Genomic DNA, 19,703 nt, shown 5'->3' with positions numbered 1-19,703 from the left:
CTGATGAATTCCTGGCTGCGCGGCCTGCTCTACACCCTTGCCTTCCTGTTGCTCTTTGTCTGGGTCGGGCTCGGCCTGTTCGACGCCGAGCGGGCCAAGGGGCCCATCGCCGGCTGGCTCAGCCAGCAGACCGGCGTGCCCGTCACCATAGGCCGGCTGGTATTCAACCCGCTCCACCCCTACACCCTGCTGGCGGAGCAGGTGAGTTACGGCAACGCCGTGACCCTCGACAAGATCTATCTCGAGATAGAGAGCATCGACTGGCTGAACCGGGACGTGCGCATCGCCCATCTCGACCTCATTCGCCCGGCCATCAAGCTGCCGCTGCCCAACCAGCTGCCGAGCCTGCCGGTGCACTCCCTCACCATCGCCGACAGCACCATAGACAGGCTCAGCCTGGAGAGCGACGGGCTGACCCTGCGCGGCCTCAACGCCACCCTGAGCGACTGGCAGTTGCTCAACCCGGTGCGCCCGCCCCAGGCCAACCTGACCCTCAACATCACTGAGCTGGCTACCCCGGCCTGGGCCCTCTCCCGCCTCAACCTGGCCGGTCGACTGGAGGGGCAGGTGCTGAGTACCGACAAGCTGACCGCCAACCTGTTCGACGGTCTGCTCGAAACCGGCATGGTGCTGGACTGGCCCGCCCGCAGCCTGCGGCTGAACAACCTCAAGACTCAAGGCATGCGCATCGAGTGGGGCACCCTTGCCAAAGCCGAATCCCCCCTGCGCCAGGTCAGCCTGGATCTCGGCCAGATCCGGGATCTCAGCTTCAACGACATCGAGCAGGAGCTGGCCCTCAACAACCTCAGCGGCCAGCTGACCGCCTTCAACTGGCAGGCTGGCAGCACGCCCAGTGGCTACTTCTCGGGGACCCTCGGCGATCTCGGCCGCGGCCTGTTCCAGCTGGAGGCCATTCAGGGCAAAGTCGCCTTCTCGCCCCAGCAGCTGGATGCGGAGCTGCAGGGCAAGGCCTATGAAGGGGAGTTCAACCTGGAGCTATCCTTCGATCCCCTGCAGCAGAAGCTGACCCTGAAGGACATGGCGCTGAGCGGCATGGACATCAGCCTGCCGGAAGGGTGGTGGCAGGATTGGCAGCGCTGGCGCCCGCAGCAGATCGACATCCGCAAGCTGGCCTTCGACAAGCTCAAGGTGCTCTCCTTTGACGATACCTTGCCCCTCTCCCTGACCGGCTGGCAGTTCTATCTCACCGACCTCAGCCTGCGCGGCAACCAGCCGGGACCGCTGCTGGGCCGAGCCCGCCTCGAGAGCGCCTGGTTCGAGCTGGTGTGGGACGGCCTCAGCGCCCGCAATGGCGAGCTGGATGGCGAGCTGACGGCCGGTTCCTGGCAGCTCAACAAGCTCACCAGCTCGTTGCCGGATGAGGGCAGCCTCAGCCTGAGCGGCCAGTGGGGACGCGAGCCGGGCCAGACCAGCCGCGTGCAGCTCAAGGGCGAGAAGCTGGATCTGGTGCTGTGGGGCAAGATCCTCCACTCCCCCGTCTCCTTCGCCGGCAAGCTGGATCTGAGCGCCGATCTACAGGCGCTGCACGGCGGCACCCCGGGCGCCTGGCGCAGCTCCCTGCAGGGAAATGTTGCCCTCGATGCCACCGAGCCCTTCTGGGACAAGGTGAAGATAGATCCGCTGCTGGATCAGTGGTTCAAGCAGGCGGCGGCGCCGACCCTCACCCCGGCCGAACTCTGGCAGGCGATGCAGGAGGGCGACACCCCCTTCTACCGCATCAAGCTGCAGGGCAAGGTGGCGCAGGGCCAGCTGAAGATCGAACAGGCCGGCGCCTCTACCATCACCCACCTGCTGGGAGTGCAGGGCAGCGTCGATCTGGTCAATGAGCAGTGGCAGCTGGATCTGGGCGTCCTCAACGGTCAGCACTGTGCCGAGCTGCTCGGTCAGTGGCGCGGGCCGCTCGCCGAACCGACCCTCAGCTGGGACTTCAAGCAGAAGCCGGACGGCTGTGGCTGGGAGACAGGGGTGCGCTACCCGCCCCAGGGCAACAGCAGCCCGCTCTGGCGACCGGCGCCGAAGGCCCCGGCCGCACAGGCGGCCAACGGCTAACCGGCAAAAAGCAACAAGGCCTCGTGATGAGGCCTTGTTGCTTGATGGGATCCCGCGCGCCGCTACTGGCCCGGCCGCTTGACCGGCTGCACCACGTAGTGACCGAGGAACTCGGCGGCCAGCTTGTCGCCGCTGAACAGTTTGATCTTGAGGCTGAACCTGGCGGACTCACCGACCTTGAGCGGCTCGAGCACGGCGGGCATGCCTTCGCGAGCCACCCGCGCCTCCGGCTCTTCCTTGACCGGCCGGTAGTACTTGATGTTGCCCTCCGCCAGCACCGTATCCCCCACCAGCCCCGCCTCCTTGAGCTGCAGCCAGATCAGGCCCCAGCCCGCCAGCACGCACTGGCTGTAGATGCTGCCGGCGAACATGGTGTCATGCACGTTGAGGTTGGCCGCCAGATTGGCCTTGAGGTGGAAGGTCTGACCGTCGTAGTGGGTGATGTGCACCCCCATCTTCTCGCTGATGGGAATGCCCTGCGACCAGCGGGTGGTGAGATCCTGGCACCACTCGGGGCGGTACTGGATGGTCTGCAGCGGGCTCAGAGACTTGATCATCTGGCGGTGCGGAATGCGGCCGAAGGAGACGGGGCCTTCCCCCACCTCGAGAAAGCCGCACTTGCGGTAGAACTCCACCGCCTCCTGGCGGGCATTCATCACCAGTCGCTTCACCTTCTCGCTGCAGGCCAGCTGTTCGAGATCCTGCACCATGCGGGCACCCAGCCCCTGACCGCGAAATTCGGGGCGCAGCGCCATGAAGCGGATCTGGGCCTCGTCACCGCCGACAAACAGCCGCCCCACCGCGATGGGCGTGCCGTCAGGGGCCAGCATCAGCCGGTGAATGGCGACGGTATCGTATTCGTCCCGCTCGGAACCGAGAGGCAGATTGAAGGGTTTACGCAGTAGTTCCCAGCGCAACTGGTAGTAGGCATCCAGCTCGGCGTCGGTTTGAGGAGTGACTACCCGGTACATAAAGCGATCCTTGAGTTGGCGCCGACGGACAGAGTGAAGGGCTTGCGCACCCATGCCTCCCAGCTCAATTGATAATGGGCATCCAGCTCGGCTTCGGTTTGAGGGGTGACTACCCGGTACATAAAGCGATCCTTGAGTTGGCGCCGACGGACAGAGTGAAGGGCTTGCGCACCCAGGCCTCCCAGCTCAACTGATAATGGGCATCCAGCTCGGCTGCCGTCTGGGGGGTGACCACCCGGTACATAGTTCCATCCTTGAGTTACACTGGTCGAAAACCATCTTGCCGTGCAAATTCATGGACTTCAATCTGCAAGCGTACCAAGCCGACCACTTATTGCACCTCAGCGCCAAGCCCCAGCGCCGGCTCACCGTGCAGGAAAATGCCCATCACCGCTGGCTGGAGATCGACGGCGTGGTGCAATCGGCCATGTCCCTGGCCGAGCCAGCCACCCTCTGCCTGCCGCACCAGCAGGTGATCGCCTGCCTGCTGCCCGAACAGGCCGTCAGCATTCTCGAACTTGGGCTCGGGGGCGGCGATCTCACTCGCCATCTGCGCCGACGCTGGCCCGATGCCCGCCACGAGTGCGTCGACCTCGATGAAGAGGTGATCACCCTCTATCAGCTGTTCTTTCAGCCCGAACAAGGCAGCCAGCGTACGCCGACCCTGCACCAGGCCGATGCCCTCGCCTTTCTGGAGCAGAGCGAGGCGCAGTACGACCTCATTCTGCTCGATCTGTTCAGCCAGGACGGCAATCCGCCGCTGCTGTTCTAGGAGCGTATCTATCAGGCGCTGGCCCCCCGCCTCAACGGCGAGCTCATCATCAACCTGCTGCCGCGCACCCGCCTCGAGCTGACCCGGGTGCTGATGCTGCTGGAGCAGTGGGTCGGCCCCACCATCCCCTACCCGGTGCCGGGGCTGCGCAACATACTGCTGCACACCAGCCCGCGCGATCCGCTGGCGTCAGACCTGTAGCCAGAAGGTGACCGGGCCGTCGTTGACCAGCGCCACCTTCATGTCGGCGGCGAAGCGGCCGGTGGCGGTCGGTATGCCGCTGGCGGCGGCTCGCGCCACGAAGTAGTCGTACAGCCGCTCGGCCTCGACCGGATGAGCGCCGCCGGAGAAGCTGGGTCTCATCCCCTTGTTGGTATCCGCCGCCAGGGTGAACTGGGAGACCACCAGCAGGCTGCCGCCGGCCTGGCTTACGTTGAGGTTCATCTTGCCGTTCTCATCGGAAAAGATGCGGTAGCCGCTCACCTTGTGCAGCAGCTTGTCGGCCTTGGCCTCGTCATCCCCCTGCTCCACTCCGAGCAGCACCAGCAGACCCTGGCCAATGACCCCGGTCACCTCGCCCTCTACCGTTACGCTGGCCTCGCTGACCCGCTGAATCAGTGCAATCACATCCCTCTCCTCTCAAAACGGAACGACCGCCCCCATCTGCTGATGGGGGCGGTCGTCGATGCTAACAGCAAGGGGCCGGATCAAGCCAACTCATCGGCACCCGGTCGCTCATATTCACCGAGACAGGCGGTGGTTTCCGCGCCAAGCAAGACCACCAACCAGCTCAGGTCGTCCGCATAGGCCCAGACAAACAGCATGGTCGTCGATGCTAACAGCAAGAGGCCGGATCAGGCCAACTCATCGGTACCCGGTCGCTCATATTCGCCGAGACAGGCGGTGGTTTCCGCGCCAAGCAAGACCACCAACCAGCTCAGGTAGACCCAGACAAACAGGATGGGGATGGTCGCCAGGGCGCCATAGATGGCCTGATAAGAGGGGAAGTGGGTAATGTAGATGGCAAAACCGCGCTTGGCCAGTTCGAACAGGGTGGCCGCCACCAGGGCCCCGATGAAGGCGTGCGTCAGCCGTACCTTGCAGTTGGGCACCACGGTATAGACCAACAGGAAGGTCAGTACCGAGAACAGGAACGGCAGGCCGCGCAGCAGCAGGTAGCCGATACCGAACAGGCTTTCGGCCCCGAACAGCCGCAGCGAGAAGATATAGGAGGAGATGGCGATGCTGGCCCCGATGAGCACGGGGCCCAGGGTCAGGATCATCCAGTACATGGCGAATGCCTGGGCCAGCGGCCGGCTCCGGGTCGAACGCCAGATATAGTTGAGGTTCTTGTCGATGGCCGAGATCAGCATCAGCGCCACCACGATCAGGGCGCCGATGCCGACCGCCGTGGTGTTGGTGGCGTTGGCCACGAAGCCGTCGATGTACTCCTTGAGCATCTCGCCGGCGGTGGGCACGAAGTTGTGATAGACGAACTGCTCCATCGCCTGCTTCAGGCTCTGGAACACCGGAAAGGCCGACATCATGCCGAACACCACGGCGATCATGGGCACCAGGGAGAGCAGGGTGACATAGGCCAGATAGCCGGCGGTGACCGTCAGCCTGTCCTGCTGGAAACGGCCCCAGACGAACTGGGCGAAATGGCGCCCATCATGGCGCAAGAAAGAGAGGGCGTGACCGAGACGGCCACCGGATTTCAGCTGCATTGTGCTTCCCGATGTCTTCATCATGTCGACATTGTGTCAGATCCCGTCACCGTTTGACCACCCGCGAGCCGGCTGGATGCGACTCGTCCGGGCGCGAATGTGGCCCCTTCTGCTGGAAGCGACCATAAAAAAGAGGCCCGCAGGCCTCTTTTCATCGCTGATGCAGCGGATCAAGCACGACCGGCGCGCTTGCGGTCCAGCTCGGTCAGCAGCTTCTTGCGGATACGGATGCTCTTCGGAGTGACTTCAACGAGTTCGTCGTTGTCGATGAACTCCAGAGCCTGTTCCAGCGACATGCGGATCGGCGGAGTCAGCACCTGGGCTTCGTCGGTACCGGAGGCACGCATGTTGGTCAGCTGTTTGCCCTTCAGGCAGTTGACGGTCAGGTCGTTGGAACGGGAGTGGATACCGATCACCTGGCCTTCGTACACTTCGGTCGCGTGACCGATGAACAGACGACCACGGTCTTGCAGACCGAACAGGGCATAGGTCAGCGCCTTGCCGGTAGCGTTGGAGATCAGCACGCCGTTCTGACGCTCACCGATGCTGCCACCCTTGTGCGGACCGTAGTGGTCGAAGGTGTGGTACAGCAGACCGGTACCTGAGGTCAGGGTCATGAACTCGGTCTGGAAGCCGATCAGGCCACGGCTCGGGATCATGAAGTCCAGACGGACACGACCTTTGCCATCCGGGGTCATGTTGGTCATCTCGCCCTTACGCAGGCCGAGTTGCTCCATCACGGAACCCTGGTGCGCTTCTTCCACGTCCACGGTTACGGTTTCGAACGGTTCTTGCAGAACGCCATCCACGGTGCGCAGGATAACTTCCGGACGGGATACCGCCAGCTCGTAGCCTTCGCGACGCATGTTTTCGATCAGGATGGAGAGGTGCAGTTCACCACGGCCGGAGACACGGAACTTGTCCGGATCGTCGGTCTCTTCAACACGCAGGGCCACGTTGTGGACCAGCTCCTGGTTCAGACGCTCCAGGATGTTGCGGGAGGTCACGAACTTGCCCTCTTTACCGGCGAACGGAGAGGTGTTGACCTGGAAGGTCATGTTCACGGTCGGCTCGTCAACGGAGAGCGGCGGCAGCGCTTCAACGGCACCGTTGTCGCAAATGGTGTCGGAGATCTTCAGCTCGCCCAGACCGGTGATGGCGATGATGTCGCCAGCTTGCGCATCGGCCACTTCGGTACGGGACAGACCCAGGTAGCCCAGCACCTGGCCAACTTTGCCGGTACGGGTCTTGCCATCGGCACCCACCACGGTCACCTGCTGGTTGGTCTTGACGCGACCACGGGTGATGCGGCCGATACCGATAACACCCACGTAGGAGTTGTAGTCCAGCTGGGAGATCTGCATCTGGAAGGCACCGTCGGTGTCCGCGGCAGGCGCTTCCACGTTGTCGACGATGGCCTGGAACAGGGGTTCCATGTTCTCGGACTCGACGTCTTGATCCAGGGTGGCCCAACCGTTCAGTGCAGAGGCGTAAACAACCTTGAAGTCCAGTTGCTCATCGGTGGCGCCCAGGTTGTCGAACAGATCGAAGACCTGATCCATTACCCAGTCAGGACGAGCACCCGGACGGTCGATCTTGTTGATGACCACGATCGGCTTCAGACCCTGGGCGAACGCCTTCTGGGTCACGAAACGGGTCTGCGGCATCGGGCCGTCAACGGCGTCAACCAGCAGCAATACGGAGTCAACCATGGAGAGCACGCGCTCAACTTCACCACCGAAGTCGGCGTGACCCGGGGTATCTACGATGTTGATGCGGTAGTCGTTCCAGCGGATCGCAGTGTTCTTGGCGAGAATGGTGATGCCACGTTCCCGTTCCAGATCATTGGAGTCCATGATCCGTTCCTGACCTTCGCTGGTGCGATCCAGAGTGCCGGATTGCTGCAGCAGCTTGTCCACCAGCGTGGTTTTGCCGTGGTCAACGTGCGCAATAATCGCAATATTGCGTAAATTCTCTAACATTCTCGCCTCAAATCACCGGGTAAAATTGGGCGCTAATTGTACTCTCGCCTTTGTGATCTGCCTAGCAGAATTGCAGTACATTCGCGCATAACAGGGGATCAGGATCATAGACCTTCTCATCAAAGCCTGCTTAGATAGGGGCCGACCGTATACCACGCACCATTTTAGTGCACCAAAACGATCCAAGGTTGCACTACTTTGAGGCGTAACGCGCTGAGATAGCGAGTCTTGGGGCAGGCCCGTAGTCGCAAATGCCCTGAAATCAAGCTGTCACAAACTTGGCACGATACTGGCTTATGTGAATGTGATGACGCATTCACCCTAAGAGTTTTAACACCGGAGGTTACTTAGCATGTCAGCCCAGAACGTTTTGGCCCTGATCCAGGAACACGAAGTCAAGTTTGTCGACCTGCGCTTTACCGATACCAAGGGTAAAGAGCAGCACGTATCCATCCCTGCCCACCAGGTCGACGAAGATTTCTTCGAAGACGGCAAGATGTTCGACGGCTCCTCCATCGGCGGCTGGAAAGGCATCAACGAATCCGACATGGTGCTGATGCCGGACCCCGCCTCCGCCAAGCTGGACCCGTTCACCGAAGAGACCACTCTGAACATCGTCTGTGACGTGCTGGAACCCGCGACCATGCAGGGTTACGACCGCGATCCGCGCTCCATCGCCAAGCGTGCCGAAGACTTCCTGAAAGCCAGCGGCATCGCCGATACCGTGCTGTTCGGGCCGGAGCCGGAATTCTTCATGTTCGACAACATCACCTTCTCGAACACCATGGGTCACAGCTTCGTGAAGATCGAATCCGAAGAAGCCGCCTGGAACTCCGGTACCAACTACGAGCACGGCAACAAAGGCCACCGTCCGTTCGTGAAGGGCGGTTACTTCCCGGTTGCCCCGGTCGACTCCTCTCAGGACATCCGCGCCGCCATGTGTTTGGTGCTGGAAGAGATGGGCCAGGTCGTTGAGGCTCACCACCACGAAGTGGCCACTGCCGGTCAGAACGAGATCGCCACCCGCTTCAACACCCTCACCCTGAAGGCTGACGAAGTACAGGTGCTGAAGTACGTGATCCACAACGTGGCCCACGCCTACAACAAGACAGTCACCTTCATGCCGAAACCCATGTTCGGTGACAACGGCTCCGGCATGCACTGCCACCAGTCTCTGGCCAAGAACGGCGTCAACCTGTTCGCCGGCGACCTGTACGGCGGTCTGTCCGAGATGGCGCTGCACTACATCGGCGGCATCATCAAGCACGCCAAGGCCATCAACGCCTTCGCCAACCCGACCACCAACTCCTACAAGCGTCTGGTACCGGGTTATGAAGCACCGGTCATGCTGGCCTACTCCGCCCGCAACCGCTCTGCCTCCATCCGTATCCCGGTGGTACCGAGCCCGAAAGCGCGCCGCATCGAAGTCCGCTTCCCGGATCCGGCTGCCAACCCGTACCTGGCCTTCGCTGCCCAGCTGATGGCCGGTCTGGACGGCATCATCAACAAGATCCATCCGGGCGATGCCATGGACAAGAACCTGTACGATCTGCCGCCGGAAGAGGCTGCCGAAGTACCGACCGTGGCCGGCTCTCTGGACGAAGCCCTGGCCGCGCTGGATGCGGATCGCGAGTTCCTGACCCGCGGTGGCGTGTTCAGCGACGACTTCATCAACTCCTACCTGGAGCTGAAGCAGCAGGACGTTGACCGCGTGCGCATGACCCCGCACCCGCTGGAATTTGAACTGTACTACTCCGTTTAATCCGGATCTCAGCTCAGAACTTGACCAAACCCGCCGACAGGCGGGTTTTTTCTCTGATAGGATTAAGCAGAATCCCGTCAAGGAGAGATGGATGAAAACCGCCTACCCAGTATGGATGCTGAGCCTGTTGCTGCTGGCCACCAGTGCAGCCCAGGCCGCCAAGGTATACTCCTGGACCGACAACCAGGGGGTCGTCCACTACACGGATGCACCGCCCCCGGGACAGAAGGCCAAGGAGGTCGATCTGCGCGTTGCCCCCTTCATCGGCACTGCCCCCCGTTCGGTCCAGGTGGACAACTTCAACAGCCTGACCGGTGTCGATGCCAAAAAAGAGAAGGAAGCGGCCAAGCTGGTGATCGAACTGCTCTCCCCCGAACAGGGCAGCACCCTGCGCGACAACACAGGCAACGTGGTGTTCCAGGGCCAGGTCAGGCCTCAGCCGCCCACCCAGTATGACGTGCGCCTCACCCTGGACGGCAAGGCGGCCCCCCTCGTCAACAACGCCCTCGCCATCCGGGTCGAAAACCTGGATCGCGGTGCCCACGAGGCCCAGCTCGAGCTGCTCGCCAAAGACGGTACGATCCTTGCTAAATCCAAGGCAGTCACCTTCTACCTGCACCGTGCCAGCATCAATTCAGCCCCCAAAGCGACCCCGCTCAACAACAAGGGGTGATCCTGTGCCTCGATACGGGTAGACTAAATGCACCACATTGGTGCATAGCTGGTGTATAGCACCGTTTTAGGGAGAAACCAGTGCCAACCCGCCCGGATCAAGCCAGGATACTGCTCGACAACCTGCTGACTGCCGTCATCCTGATGGATGAACGGCTCTGCATCCAGTTCGTCAACCCCGCCGCCGAGCAGCTGCTCTCCCTCAGTCAACGCCGGTTGATCGGCATCGAGCTGCCCCATCTGCTGGAACATATCTCCCTCGATCTACAGCGCCTCAAGCAGTGCCTCAGTTCGGGGCAGGGCTTCACCGACAGCGAAGTCACCCTGGTGGTGGAAGGGGAGCCCAGACTGGTGGAGATGAGCGTCAGCCCGCTGGCCGACCACGAACAGCGGCTGATGGTGGTGGAGCTGCGCAAGATCGACCAGCAGAAGAAGATCAGCCAGGAGTTGCAGCAACATGCCCAGCAGCAGGCGGCCAAGGAGCTGGTACGCGGCCTGGCCCACGAGATCAAGAATCCCCTCGGCGGTCTGCGCGGCGCGGCCCAGCTGCTGCAAAAGGAGCTGCCCGACCCCGCCCTGCGCGAATATACCGGCATCATCATCGAACAGGCCGATCGGCTGCGGGTGCTGGTCGACCGTCTGCTCGGCCCCCAGCGCCCCGGTCGCCACCAGATGCACAACGTGCACTCGGTGCTGGAGCAGGTGCGTCGGCTGGTGGAGCTGGAGCTGCCGCCGACGGTACGCATCGAGCGGGATTACGATCCCAGCATCCCGGAGTTCGAGATGGAGCCGGACCAGCTGCAGCAGGCCTTTCTCAACATGGTGCGCAACGCCGCCGAGGCCATCGGCGAGCAGACCGGCCTCATCCGCATCAAGACCCGCACCGCGTTCCAGATCACCATCCACGGCCAGCGCTACCGGCTGGCGGCCGAGATCAAGATCATCGACAACGGCCCCGGCATCCCGGATGCCATCCGCGACACCCTCTTCTACCCCATGATCACCGGCAAGGAGGGGGGCACCGGGCTCGGCCTCTCCATCGCCCAGAACCTGATCGACCAGCACAAGGGGCGGATCGACTGCATCAGCTGGCCAGGTCACACCGAATTCACCATCTTTCTACCGCTTCGCAAATAAGGGAACGTCATGACAGCAAAAGTGTGGATCGTCGATGACGACAGTTCTATCCGCTGGGTGCTGGAGCGCACCCTGGGCAGTGAAGGTTTCGAATGCGAGAGCTTCGCCGATGGCGAGGCGCTGCTGAGCTCGCTGGAGATGCGCTCGCCGGACGTGATCCTTTCCGACATCCGCATGCCCGGCATCGACGGCCTCAGCCTGCTTGAGCAGATCCATCGCCGCCAGGCCGACCTGCCTATCATCATCATGACCGCACATTCGGATCTCGACAGTGCGGTCAATGCCTACCAGCGCGGTGCCTTCGAATACCTGCCCAAGCCGTTCGATATCGACGAAGCGGTCACCCTGGTGCGCCGCGCCGAGGATCACCTCAAGGAGCAGCGTACCAAGCGCAAGGCACGCCAGCAGGATCCGGCCAGCAGCCCGGAGATCATCGGCGAGGCGCCGGCCATGCAGGAGGTGTTCCGCGCCATCGGCCGGCTGTCACGCTCCAGCATCTCGGTGCTGATCAACGGCCAAAGCGGCACCGGCAAGGAGCTGGTAGCCCACGCCCTGCACAAGCACAGCCCGCGCGCCCACAAGAACTTCATCGCCCTCAACATGGCGGCCATCCCGAAAGATCTCATCGAATCGGAACTGTTCGGTCATGAGAAGGGGGCCTTCACCGGTGCCAACAACATCCGCCACGGCCGCTTCGAACAGGCCGACGGCGGCACCCTGTTTCTCGACGAGATCGGCGACATGCCGCTGGACGTGCAGACCCGACTGCTGCGGGTACTGGCCGACGGCCAGTTCTACCGGGTCGGTGGCCATCAGCCGGTGCAGGTGGATGTGCGGATCATCGCCGCCACCCACCAGAACCTGGAGAAGCGGGTGGCCGACGGCGAGTTTCGGGAAGACCTGTTCCACCGCCTCAATGTCATCCGCATCCACATTCCCGCCCTCAAGGAGCGGCGCGAAGACATTCCCCAACTGGCCCGTCACTTTCTGCTGCGGGCAGCCAAGGAGCTGAACGTGGAGGCCAAGAGCCTGCATCCGGATACCCAGGCCTATATCAGCCGCCTGCCCTGGCCCGGCAACGTGCGCCAGCTGGAGAACGTCTGTCGCTGGCTCACCGTGATGGCCTCGGGGCAGGAGGTGCTGGTGAGCGACCTGCCCACCGAGCTGCTGACCCCCATCACCAGCACCGCCGAGCCGGGCCAGCCGGCGCTGTCCGGCGGCTGGCAACAGCAATTGCAGGATTGGGTCGCCGCCAAGCTGGCGCTGGGGGAGACCGACATCCTGGCCGATGCCCAGCCCCAGTTCGAGCGGATCATGCTGGAAACCGCGCTGGATCACACCCATGGTCACAAACAGGAGGCGGCACGGCTGCTCGGTTGGGGACGCAATACCCTCACCCGCAAGCTGAAGGAACTCGACCTCTCCTGAGTCCCGAGGAAAAACGATTCCCATCACGCCTTGGCAAATCGCCGACCAATAAGGCCCCGTTTGATTTCAAACGGGGTATCTTTTTTGGAAGCCCCGCCTAGAATGGCAGGCTTTCCAACCCGACTCGAAGAAGGCGCCATCATGATTGACAGATCTCTTCCCCTGACCGACCTGCACCGCCATCTGGACGGCAACATCCGTCCGCAGACCATCCTCGAGCTGGGACGTCAGCACAATATCCAGCTGCCGGCAGACGAACTCGAAGCGCTGCGCCCGCACGTGCAGATCGTCGAGAACGAGCCGAGCCTGGTCGCCTTCCTGAAGAAACTGGACTGGGGCGTAGCTGTGCTGGCCGACTACGATGCCTGCCGCCGGGTGGCCTACGAGAACGTGGAAGATCTGCTGCGCGCCGGTATCGACTATGCCGAGCTGCGCTTCAGCCCGGCCTACATGGCGATGGCCCACAAGCTGCACCCGCAGGGCGTGGTCGAAGCCATCATCGATGGCGTGGCGGCCGGTAGCCGTGACTTCGGCATCAAGACCAACCTGATCGGCATCATGAGCCGCACCTTCGGCACCGAGCAGTGCAAGCAGGAGCTGGATGCCTGTCTGGCTCATCGCGACAAGCTGGTTGCCATCGATCTGGCCGGTGACGAACTGGGCTTCCCGGGCGAGCTGTTCACCGAGCACTTCCGCCGGGTGCGTGATGCGGGCATGCGCGTCACCGTGCACGCCGGTGAAGCCGCTGGCCCCGAAAGCATGTGGCAGGCCATTCGCGAGCTGGGGGCCGAGCGTATCGGCCACGGCGTCAAGGCGATTCAGGATCCGGCCCTGATGGCCTATCTGGCCGAGCACCGCATCGGCATCGAATCCTGCCTCACCTCCAACGTTCAGACCACTACGGTGGCGAGCCTAAGCGAGCACCCGATCCGCCAGTTCCTGGCCGCCGGCGTGCTGGCCTGTCTCAACACCGACGACCCGGCGGTAGAAGGCATCGACCTGCCCCACGAATATGAAGTAGCCGCTCCAGCCGCCGGCATGACCGCCAGCGAGATCCGCACCGCCCAGCAGAATGGTCTGACCCTGGCCTTCCTGAGCGAGAGCGAAAAGGCCGAGCTGAGCGCCCACGCAGCCCAGCGCTGAGTACTGCCAGGCCCAACAAAAAAACCGCCTCTCGGCGGTTTTTTTGTTTTCCAACAGCATCAACCGGCTTAGATCACCCGGGAGAACTGCTGCTGGCGCGCCTTGCTCCGCAGGTAAACATCGAAGCACATGCAGATGTTGCGGATCAGCAGCTGACCGGTGGAGACCACTTCCAGCCCCTCTTCGGTCATGCGCACTAGTCCGTCATCGATGAAGGTCTGCAGCAGCTTGAGATCCTCGGCGAAGTACTCCTTGAACACCAGGTCATGGGCCTGCTCGACGGCGGCAAAGTTCAGGGAAAAATCGCAGATGAGGCGCTTGATCACCTCGCGGCGGATCAGGTCGTCCCGGTTGAGGGAACACCCCTTCCACTGGGCGTGCCCCAGCGTTTCCACCTGGGCGTAGTAGGCCTTGAGCTCTTTCTGGTTCTGGGAATAGGCGTCGCCGATCATGCTGATGGAGGAGACCCCCAGCCCCAGCAGGTCGCAATCCCCCTGGGTGGTATAGCCCTGGAAGTTGCGATGCAGCTTGCCCTCACGCTGGGCCACCGCCAGTTCGTCGTCCGGCTTGGCGAAGTGATCCATGCCGATGAACTGGTAACCGCGGCCAGTCAGGAAGGCAATGGTGTCCTGCAGCATGGCCAGCTTCTCCTGCGGCGCCGGCATGTCCGTCTCCTTCAGCTTGTGCTGGGCGGCAAAACGGCTCGGCAGGTGAGCATAGTTGAAGATGGAGAGGCGCGCCGGGTCGGTCTTGAGCACCTCTTCCAGGGTGTGATGGAAGCTCTCACGGTTCTGGTGCGGCAGACCGTAGATGAGATCCAGGTTGGTGGAACGAAAACCCAGTTCGCGGGCCCGCTCCAGCATGGCGCGGATGAAGTCGTTGTCCTGCTCGCGGTTGACCGCGACCTGGACCTCCTTGTTGAAATCCTGCACGCCGAGGCTGATGCGGTTGAAGCCGATTTCCCGCAGTACGTCCAGCATGGAGAGCTCGATCTCGCGGGGATCCACCTCGATGCTGATCTCTCCCTCTTCGGCGAAATGGAAGTGCTCCCGCAACATGGTCATCAGTCGGCGGGTCTGGGGTTCATCCAGATAGGTGGGCGTGCCGCCGCCCCAGTGCAGCTGGGTCACCAGCCGCTCCTTGAACAGCGGGGCCTGTGCCTTGATCTCCTGCTCGAGGTAATCGAGGTACTGGTCAGCCTTGTGGCGGTGACGGGTGATCACCTTGTTGCAGCCGCAGTAGTAGCAGAGCTTGTGACAGAAGGGGATGTGCACGTAAAGCGACAGGTTGCGCGCCGGATACTGGCTCGCGGCCTGGACGAAGTCCGGATAACCGAAGCCCTCGTTGAACTCCAGCGCAGTGGGATAGGAGGTATAACGCGGGCCGCTGTAATTATATTTTTCGATCAGGGCCTGATCCCACACAATCTGTTCTGCTTGCACGCTTGCTTCCTCTTGTTGTTATTGGCTCACCGGCTTAACTGAAAATCCTTCAGTCGGGCCACATCCTTGAGGATCTGCGCCTCCAACTCGGCCTCATAGCCACTGCGTTCGAGATCCATCTTCATGATTTCATTGCGCTTGAGGGCCCGCCTCGCCTCATGGGTCGGCATCTCTTTCACCTTCTCGTAGAGACCGTACAGACCCGGAAATTCACCGGCAAAGGCACGACCGCCCTTGATCTGCAGTGCATCCAGCAGGTTGGTCAGCCGGATGGCACCTTCGGAGTAGTCGCACTGGCCATCTCGTACCGCGTGGGCAATGACCCTGACGCTCTCGAGAATACGCTCATTGCGGGCCGCGATGGCCTGCTGCTGGCTGTCGTGCTGGCGCTTGAGACGGGCCAGAAGGGAACCGGCATAGAAGGCCAGCCCCAACAAAATCAGGCCGCCCAACAGGGCGGCCAGCATCCATCCACTCATCACTTTTTCTTCGGCTCGGGCTTGGGCTCCGGCTGATAGTCAACCTGAGTGAAACGATCCCACAGCTCCTCTTCGGAGGCTGGCTGGCTTGGCTCGTCAAAGTCGGCATCATCAAAGTCCATGTCGTCTTCGTCGTCATCGTTGTCGATGATGCCAAGCTCGTCCATCAGCTCCTGATAGCGATCGACCCGCTGATCGACCCAGGCCTGTTCGGTCGCTTCCAGGGTTTCACCGGCATCCAGACGATCCAGCAGGGCATTGAGGCGATCATCATTCTCGATGGAGGCCAGCTCCTGCTCGGGGGTCATCACCAGCTTCTTCTCTTTGGCCGGCTTGGGCGCCACCGGCTTGCCACCCTTATCTTCCACGATCAGGGCGACGGGCTTGCGGGAACCGATACGCGGGTCCTTAGCCTGCTTGGTACCGCCTTTCTTGCCGCTCTGCTCGACTTGCTGGCGGGATCCGGCCTTCAAGCCCTTGCGCTTGGCGGCGCGCTTGCGCTCACGGCCTTCCTGGGCACTGGCCTCTGATTCTTTGCGCTTACCGGCGGGCTTGCGATTGGGTTGTTTAGCCGACATGAATGACTGACTCCGACAAATAACTGGATTGAAACCCGTTCCCGGCCTGATGTGGGCCGAGGAGGATGCTGATACCGGGAGTGATGGACGAGAAACAAAAAGTGGGATCCCGCACCCATCCGGCCATGAATGACCGCCAAATACCGCAGGATCGGCATCCTCTGGGCATGTTGCTGGTATTTTGACACAGAATGACCGGGCGGGTTAATGACCCAAAAGAAAAAAGGCAGCCGAAGCTGCCTTGATATGTTTATGCGAGTCCCATCCCTGGCTGCAAATCACCCTGTCCGTGGTGATACGTCTGCGCATCATATCTTTGTGTGGTCGTCCTGACCTTAATTGGTCGATCCTGAATGTGCGTGTGCTTGCCTGACCCATGCCGACGACGTCCAGTCATCTTCTGGGGTGGTTGCTTCCCGCAGCCCCGCTCTTCCTGAACGGTCACCATCCTGGTTTTTCAATCCTTTGCCTGCCACTTGCATGGCTCCATGGCGTCCTGCCGCCTCGACATCCTGTCTTTCACGTCATCCCTGTCGTGAACTGCCCTGCGGGCCACTCCATGCATCCACTGTATCAATTAAATAAAGTGGCTCAATCCACCGGGAACGTTTTCAAATGGGGATAACCCATCTATTGTCATTTAACATATTGAAATTAATGAATTACTAAGCATTATTCCCGAAATTTTTAAGCCCTGGCCAGGCTCATGAATGGGAGATCTCTTACAACAATGCGAGAAAAAATTGGCCAAATGGTGTTAAAGGCCAAAAAGAAACGAGGAGCCGCTGGCTCCTCGTCAATATCAACGGATTGGATAAACGACCGCAATCAGTGCAGACCCGCCACATATTTGGACAGCACTTCGATATCCTGATCGGTCAGCATCTTGGCCACGTCCCGCATCATGCCGTTCGGATCGTTGTCACGAGCAGCAGCCCGGAAGGCGGTGAGCTGAGCCTTGATGTAGGCGGGGTGTTGGCCGGAGAGGCTCGGATATTTGGCCTGCTCGACCCCGGAACCGCGAGGACCATGACAGGCGGTACAGGCAGCCAGACCGCGGCTCATGTCGCCCCCCATGTAGAGCGCCTTGCCTGCCGCCACAGCATCATCGGGCACGGCGATCGGCGTCACCTTCTGGCTGGAGAAGTAGGCAGCCAGGTCCTCCATATCCTGTTCGGACAGGGGAAGCGCCATCGGCCCCATGATGGGAGCAACCCGACCAGTTTGGCCGGAAGCTGCAGCCTTCAGTTCAACTAACTGCTTTTTGATATATGATGCGTGCTGACCAGCAATCTTGGGATACATGTCGACAAGGCTGTTTCCGTCCGGTCCGTGACAGGCCGCGCAAACGGCAGCCTTGGTTTGTCCCGCAGCGGCATCGCCCTTGGCTTGTGCCATCCCCGTTACGCCAACCATCAGAGCAAGAGTAATGACTAGGTTCTTCATGGCGTTCCAACTTCTCGTTATTAGGCTTCCAGATCCCATGCCGCTGAAGGCATGTTAAAATAAACGCGTTTAAGCGACGCCATTTTACACGATTTCACAAAAAAGTAACTCTATAACCCTCTATCTCTATGGGGAATTTACGTTGGATACACAAACTCTGAATTTCAATAAGGTGCATTTTGTGACCAGCGCACCCGACATCCGTCACCTGCCAAATGATGGGGGTGTCGAGATTGCGTTTGCCGGCCGTTCCAACGCCGGTAAGTCATCTGCATTGAATACCTTGACCAAGCACAAGAACCTGGCGCGTACCAGTAAGACCCCTGGTCGCACCCAGTTGATCAACCTGTTCGAGCTGGAGCCGGGCAAGCGTCTGGTCGACCTGCCGGGTTACGGTTATGCGCAAGTTCCGCTGGAAATGAAGCTTAAGTGGCAAAAGTCCCTGGCTGAATATCTGCAGCGTCGCGAGTCTTTGAAAGGCTTGGTGATCCTGATGGACATCCGTCATCCGCTCAAAGATACTGACATGAACATGCTGGAGTGGAGCGCCCACCGCGCACTGCCTGTCATGCTGCTGCTGACCAAGGCCGACAAGCTGAGTCCGGGTCCGCGCAACAATCAGGTCATCAAGGTACGTCAGGCCGTGGCGGCACTGGGCCCACATATCCAGGTGGAAGCCTTCTCCTCGCTGAACAACATCGGAGTGGAAAAGCTGGCCCAGACGCTGACCGGCTGGTATCAGGCTGGCGCCGATGAGGTGATTGACGACGAACAAGAGTCGATCGAGGAATAGCTCCCCTCTTGTTTACGCGGCAAGCAACCATGCAATTGGCGGAGCGGCTCCTCCGCTGATTGAAAGGCTTTCAGCCTGTGAGCCCCCTTCTCTGCCCTCCATCTGTATGGAGATGGTATTCACCTGACAGTTGCCCACAAAAGGGAGTGGTCATACGGCTTCAAACCGGATAACAAAACGGTACCCCTACCGTGTTATCTGGAGTCACCGTATGACCACCAACGAGAAAGTAGCACGTCGCAAACTCAGCCTGCTAGAGCTCGCCAAAGAGCTCAATAACGTCAGCAAAGCCTGCAAGCTCATCGGCTACAGCCGTCAGCAGTTCTACGAAATCCGGCGCAACTACCAGACCTATGGGGCCGAGGGCTTGCTCGACAAACTGCCGGGCTGTAAAGGGGCGCATCCCAACCGAGTTGCTCCCGAGATTGAGCAGGCCATCCTCGATTACTCCCTCACCAGACCTACCCATGGTCCGCTACGGGTGGCGCAGGAGCTTGCCTTGCAGGGTATCAACGTCAGTGCCGGCGGTGTGCGTGGCGTGTGGCAACGTCACGACTTGCTCTCCAAACATGACCGCTTGTTGCGCCTCGAGAAAACCCACCGGGAGCAGAGCATTGAGCTCAATGACGAGCAAATTCGCCTGCTCGAGCGCTTCAGCCCCGAGTTCCGAGAACGCCAGATAGAGGTCCACTACACCGGGGAACTGGTGGCGGTCGACACCTTCTTCGTGGGGGCGCTCAAGGGGGTTGGCAAGGTGTATCTGCAAACCGTGCTGGACTGCTACAGCCGCCACGCCTGGGGACGGCTCTACACCAGCAAGCTGCCGGTGACCTCGGTTCATGTGCTCAATGAAGCGGTGCTGCCGTTCTTCGAAGCCCATGAGGCACGGGTCTATACCATCCTGTCGGATAACGGACGCGAGTTCTGCGGACGTCCTGACCATCACCCCTACGAGCTGTTCCTGCAACTGGAGGGCATTGAGCACAGAACCACCAAGGTGCGCAGGCCGCAGAGCAACGGTTTTATCGAACGGCTGCATCGCACACTGCTGGATGAACACTTCCGTATCAAGGGGAGGACGACCTGGTATGAATCGGTAGAGCAGATGCAGACAGACCTGGATAGCTACCTGGAGCACTACAACACCCAGCGGCCACATCAGGGCAGGATGATGGAGGGACAGACGCCTTACAGCATGTTCAAGAAGGGTCTGAAATTGATACCGAAGGAAGTGCGCACTAAAGTAGCGTAAACAAGACACCGGTTTGAGGCCGGTGTCAGGTGATAACTAGATCTGTACA

At 60.9% G+C, this 19,703-nt stretch carries 18 protein-coding genes and 2 pseudogenes; 9 read left to right on the top strand and 11 right to left on the bottom strand.

Annotated features, from left to right (window positions below; translation table 11 throughout):
- The first annotated feature begins 3 nt into the window (after positions 1-3).
- Positions 4-2,070, top strand: coding sequence for an AsmA-like C-terminal region-containing protein (locus CAK78_RS06110; protein ID WP_094696704.1), 2,067 nt, complete (start codon positions 4-6; stop codon positions 2,068-2,070).
- Between the two features lie 62 nt (positions 2,071-2,132).
- Here the strand turns inward: CAK78_RS06110 and CAK78_RS06105 are convergent, their stop codons facing one another.
- Genes CAK78_RS06105 through CAK78_RS23060 form a run of 3 tightly spaced genes read right to left on the bottom strand, consistent with a single transcriptional unit; the run spans position 2,133 to position 3,285 of the window.
- Positions 2,133-3,041, bottom strand: a complete 909-nt coding sequence (locus CAK78_RS06105) for a bifunctional GNAT family N-acetyltransferase/hotdog fold thioesterase (RefSeq protein WP_094696703.1) — start codon at positions 3,039-3,041, stop codon at positions 2,133-2,135.
- On the bottom strand, positions 3,029-3,163 hold the full coding sequence (locus CAK78_RS23065) for a hypothetical protein (RefSeq protein ID WP_254924717.1): 135 nt from the start codon (positions 3,161-3,163) through the stop codon (positions 3,029-3,031). The genes CAK78_RS06105 and CAK78_RS23065 overlap by 13 nt, the downstream gene beginning before the upstream one ends.
- Positions 3,151-3,285, bottom strand: a complete 135-nt coding sequence (locus CAK78_RS23060) for a hypothetical protein (protein ID WP_010635437.1) — start codon at positions 3,283-3,285, stop codon at positions 3,151-3,153. Before CAK78_RS23060 ends, CAK78_RS23065 begins: the two co-directional genes overlap by 13 nt.
- Between CAK78_RS23060 and CAK78_RS06100 the strand changes: the two are divergent.
- Positions 3,238-4,014: pseudogene (locus tag CAK78_RS06100) on the top strand (spermidine synthase). The gene CAK78_RS23060 and the pseudogene CAK78_RS06100 sit on opposite strands and share 48 nt — an antisense overlap.
- Here CAK78_RS06100 and dtd read toward each other — a convergent pair.
- The 4 genes and pseudogenes from dtd to typA form a co-directional block, all read right to left on the bottom strand.
- Positions 4,003-4,440 carry a D-aminoacyl-tRNA deacylase gene (dtd, locus tag CAK78_RS06095; RefSeq protein WP_094696702.1) on the bottom strand — a complete coding sequence of 146 codons (438 nt, stop codon included), beginning with the start codon at positions 4,438-4,440 and terminating at the stop codon, positions 4,003-4,005. The pseudogene CAK78_RS06100 and the gene dtd sit on opposite strands and share 12 nt — an antisense overlap.
- Before the next feature lie 80 nt (positions 4,441-4,520).
- Positions 4,521-4,652, bottom strand: a pseudogene (locus CAK78_RS06090) (virulence factor BrkB family protein); the annotation flags it as partial.
- Between the two features lie 15 nt (positions 4,653-4,667).
- Positions 4,668-5,540 carry a virulence factor BrkB family protein gene (locus tag CAK78_RS06085; RefSeq protein WP_094696700.1) on the bottom strand — a complete coding sequence of 291 codons (873 nt, stop codon included), beginning with the start codon at positions 5,538-5,540 and terminating at the stop codon, positions 4,668-4,670.
- A gap of 170 nt (positions 5,541-5,710) precedes the next feature.
- Positions 5,711-7,522, bottom strand: a complete 1,812-nt coding sequence (gene typA / locus CAK78_RS06080; RefSeq protein ID WP_005307808.1) for a translational GTPase TypA — start codon at positions 7,520-7,522, stop codon at positions 5,711-5,713.
- Between the two features lie 352 nt (positions 7,523-7,874).
- On the opposite strand from typA, the gene glnA reads away from it, so the two are divergent.
- The 5 genes from glnA (at position 7,875) to add (ending at position 13,664) form a co-directional block, all read left to right on the top strand.
- Positions 7,875-9,284 (top strand): glutamate--ammonia ligase, encoded by a 1,410-nt coding sequence (gene glnA / locus CAK78_RS06075; protein ID WP_005307807.1) that lies wholly within the window; start codon positions 7,875-7,877, stop codon positions 9,282-9,284.
- A gap of 91 nt (positions 9,285-9,375) precedes the next feature.
- Positions 9,376-9,957, top strand: a complete 582-nt coding sequence (locus CAK78_RS06070; protein WP_005307806.1) for a DUF4124 domain-containing protein — start codon at positions 9,376-9,378, stop codon at positions 9,955-9,957.
- A gap of 80 nt (positions 9,958-10,037) precedes the next feature.
- Entirely contained in the window at positions 10,038-11,093 is a 1,056-nt protein-coding gene (gene glnL / locus CAK78_RS06065; RefSeq protein ID WP_005307805.1) for a nitrogen regulation protein NR(II), read from the top strand.
- A gap of 9 nt (positions 11,094-11,102) precedes the next feature.
- A complete protein-coding gene (gene glnG / locus CAK78_RS06060) occupies positions 11,103-12,521 on the top strand; it encodes a nitrogen regulation protein NR(I) (RefSeq protein ID WP_094696699.1) in 1,419 nt (472 codons plus the stop codon).
- 141 nt (positions 12,522-12,662) lie between these two features.
- Positions 12,663-13,664, top strand: coding sequence for an adenosine deaminase (gene add / locus CAK78_RS06055; protein ID WP_094696698.1), 1,002 nt, complete (start codon positions 12,663-12,665; stop codon positions 13,662-13,664).
- Between the two features lie 68 nt (positions 13,665-13,732).
- Here add and hemN read toward each other — a convergent pair whose 3' ends face one another.
- From hemN to CAK78_RS06030, 4 genes are all read right to left on the bottom strand, one after another.
- Complete coding sequence (gene hemN, locus CAK78_RS06050) at positions 13,733-15,106, bottom strand: oxygen-independent coproporphyrinogen III oxidase (RefSeq protein WP_094696697.1); 1,374 nt, start codon at positions 15,104-15,106, stop codon at positions 13,733-13,735.
- A gap of 26 nt (positions 15,107-15,132) precedes the next feature.
- Positions 15,133-15,573, bottom strand: a complete 441-nt coding sequence (locus CAK78_RS06045; protein WP_005307801.1) for a DUF2489 domain-containing protein — start codon at positions 15,571-15,573, stop codon at positions 15,133-15,135.
- An 11-nt stretch (positions 15,574-15,584) separates the two neighbouring features.
- Positions 15,585-16,163, bottom strand: a complete 579-nt coding sequence (yihI, locus tag CAK78_RS06040; RefSeq protein ID WP_094696696.1) for a Der GTPase-activating protein YihI — start codon at positions 16,161-16,163, stop codon at positions 15,585-15,587.
- 828 nt (positions 16,164-16,991) lie between these two features.
- Complete coding sequence (locus CAK78_RS06030) at positions 16,992-17,609, bottom strand: c-type cytochrome (RefSeq protein WP_176452698.1); 618 nt, start codon at positions 17,607-17,609, stop codon at positions 16,992-16,994.
- A gap of 142 nt (positions 17,610-17,751) precedes the next feature.
- On the opposite strand from CAK78_RS06030, the gene yihA reads away from it, so the two are divergent.
- Positions 17,752-18,402, top strand: coding sequence for a ribosome biogenesis GTP-binding protein YihA/YsxC (yihA, locus tag CAK78_RS06025; protein WP_005307794.1), 651 nt, complete (start codon positions 17,752-17,754; stop codon positions 18,400-18,402).
- 211 nt (positions 18,403-18,613) lie between these two features.
- Positions 18,614-19,654, top strand: coding sequence for an IS481-like element ISAs19 family transposase (locus CAK78_RS06020; protein WP_094696492.1), 1,041 nt, complete (start codon positions 18,614-18,616; stop codon positions 19,652-19,654).
- Positions 19,655-19,703 lie beyond the last annotated feature (49 nt).

Origin of the sequence: Aeromonas sp. A35_P (assembly GCF_002259925.1) — a bacterium.
GTDB classification, from domain to species: domain Bacteria; phylum Pseudomonadota; class Gammaproteobacteria; order Enterobacterales; family Aeromonadaceae; genus Aeromonas; species Aeromonas dhakensis.
The sequence above is the reverse complement of the archived record's forward strand: the minus strand, read 5'-3'. Positions and strand labels throughout refer to the sequence as shown.

Coding starts and splice junctions, on each gene's coding strand:
- CAK78_RS06110 (WP_094696704.1), top strand. CDS start 4: ATGAATTCCTGGCTGCGCGGCCTGCTCTACACCCTTGCCTTCCTGTTG.
- CAK78_RS06105 (WP_094696703.1), bottom strand. CDS start 3,041: ATGTACCGGGTAGTCACTCCTCAAACCGACGCCGAGCTGGATGCCTAC.
- CAK78_RS23065 (WP_254924717.1), bottom strand. CDS start 3,163: ATGTACCGGGTAGTCACCCCTCAAACCGAAGCCGAGCTGGATGCCCAT.
- CAK78_RS23060 (WP_010635437.1), bottom strand. CDS start 3,285: ATGTACCGGGTGGTCACCCCCCAGACGGCAGCCGAGCTGGATGCCCAT.
- CAK78_RS06085 (WP_094696700.1), bottom strand. CDS start 5,540: ATGCAGCTGAAATCCGGTGGCCGTCTCGGTCACGCCCTCTCTTTCTTG.
- typA (WP_005307808.1), bottom strand. CDS start 7,522: ATGTTAGAGAATTTACGCAATATTGCGATTATTGCGCACGTTGACCAC.
- glnA (WP_005307807.1), top strand. CDS start 7,875: ATGTCAGCCCAGAACGTTTTGGCCCTGATCCAGGAACACGAAGTCAAG.
- CAK78_RS06070 (WP_005307806.1), top strand. CDS start 9,376: ATGAAAACCGCCTACCCAGTATGGATGCTGAGCCTGTTGCTGCTGGCC.
- glnG (WP_094696699.1), top strand. CDS start 11,103: ATGACAGCAAAAGTGTGGATCGTCGATGACGACAGTTCTATCCGCTGG.
- add (WP_094696698.1), top strand. CDS start 12,663: ATGATTGACAGATCTCTTCCCCTGACCGACCTGCACCGCCATCTGGAC.
- CAK78_RS06045 (WP_005307801.1), bottom strand. CDS start 15,573: ATGCTGGCCGCCCTGTTGGGCGGCCTGATTTTGTTGGGGCTGGCCTTC.
- yihI (WP_094696696.1), bottom strand. CDS start 16,163: ATGTCGGCTAAACAACCCAATCGCAAGCCCGCCGGTAAGCGCAAAGAA.
- CAK78_RS06030 (WP_176452698.1), bottom strand. CDS start 17,609: ATGAAGAACCTAGTCATTACTCTTGCTCTGATGGTTGGCGTAACGGGG.
- CAK78_RS06020 (WP_094696492.1), top strand. CDS start 18,614: ATGACCACCAACGAGAAAGTAGCACGTCGCAAACTCAGCCTGCTAGAG.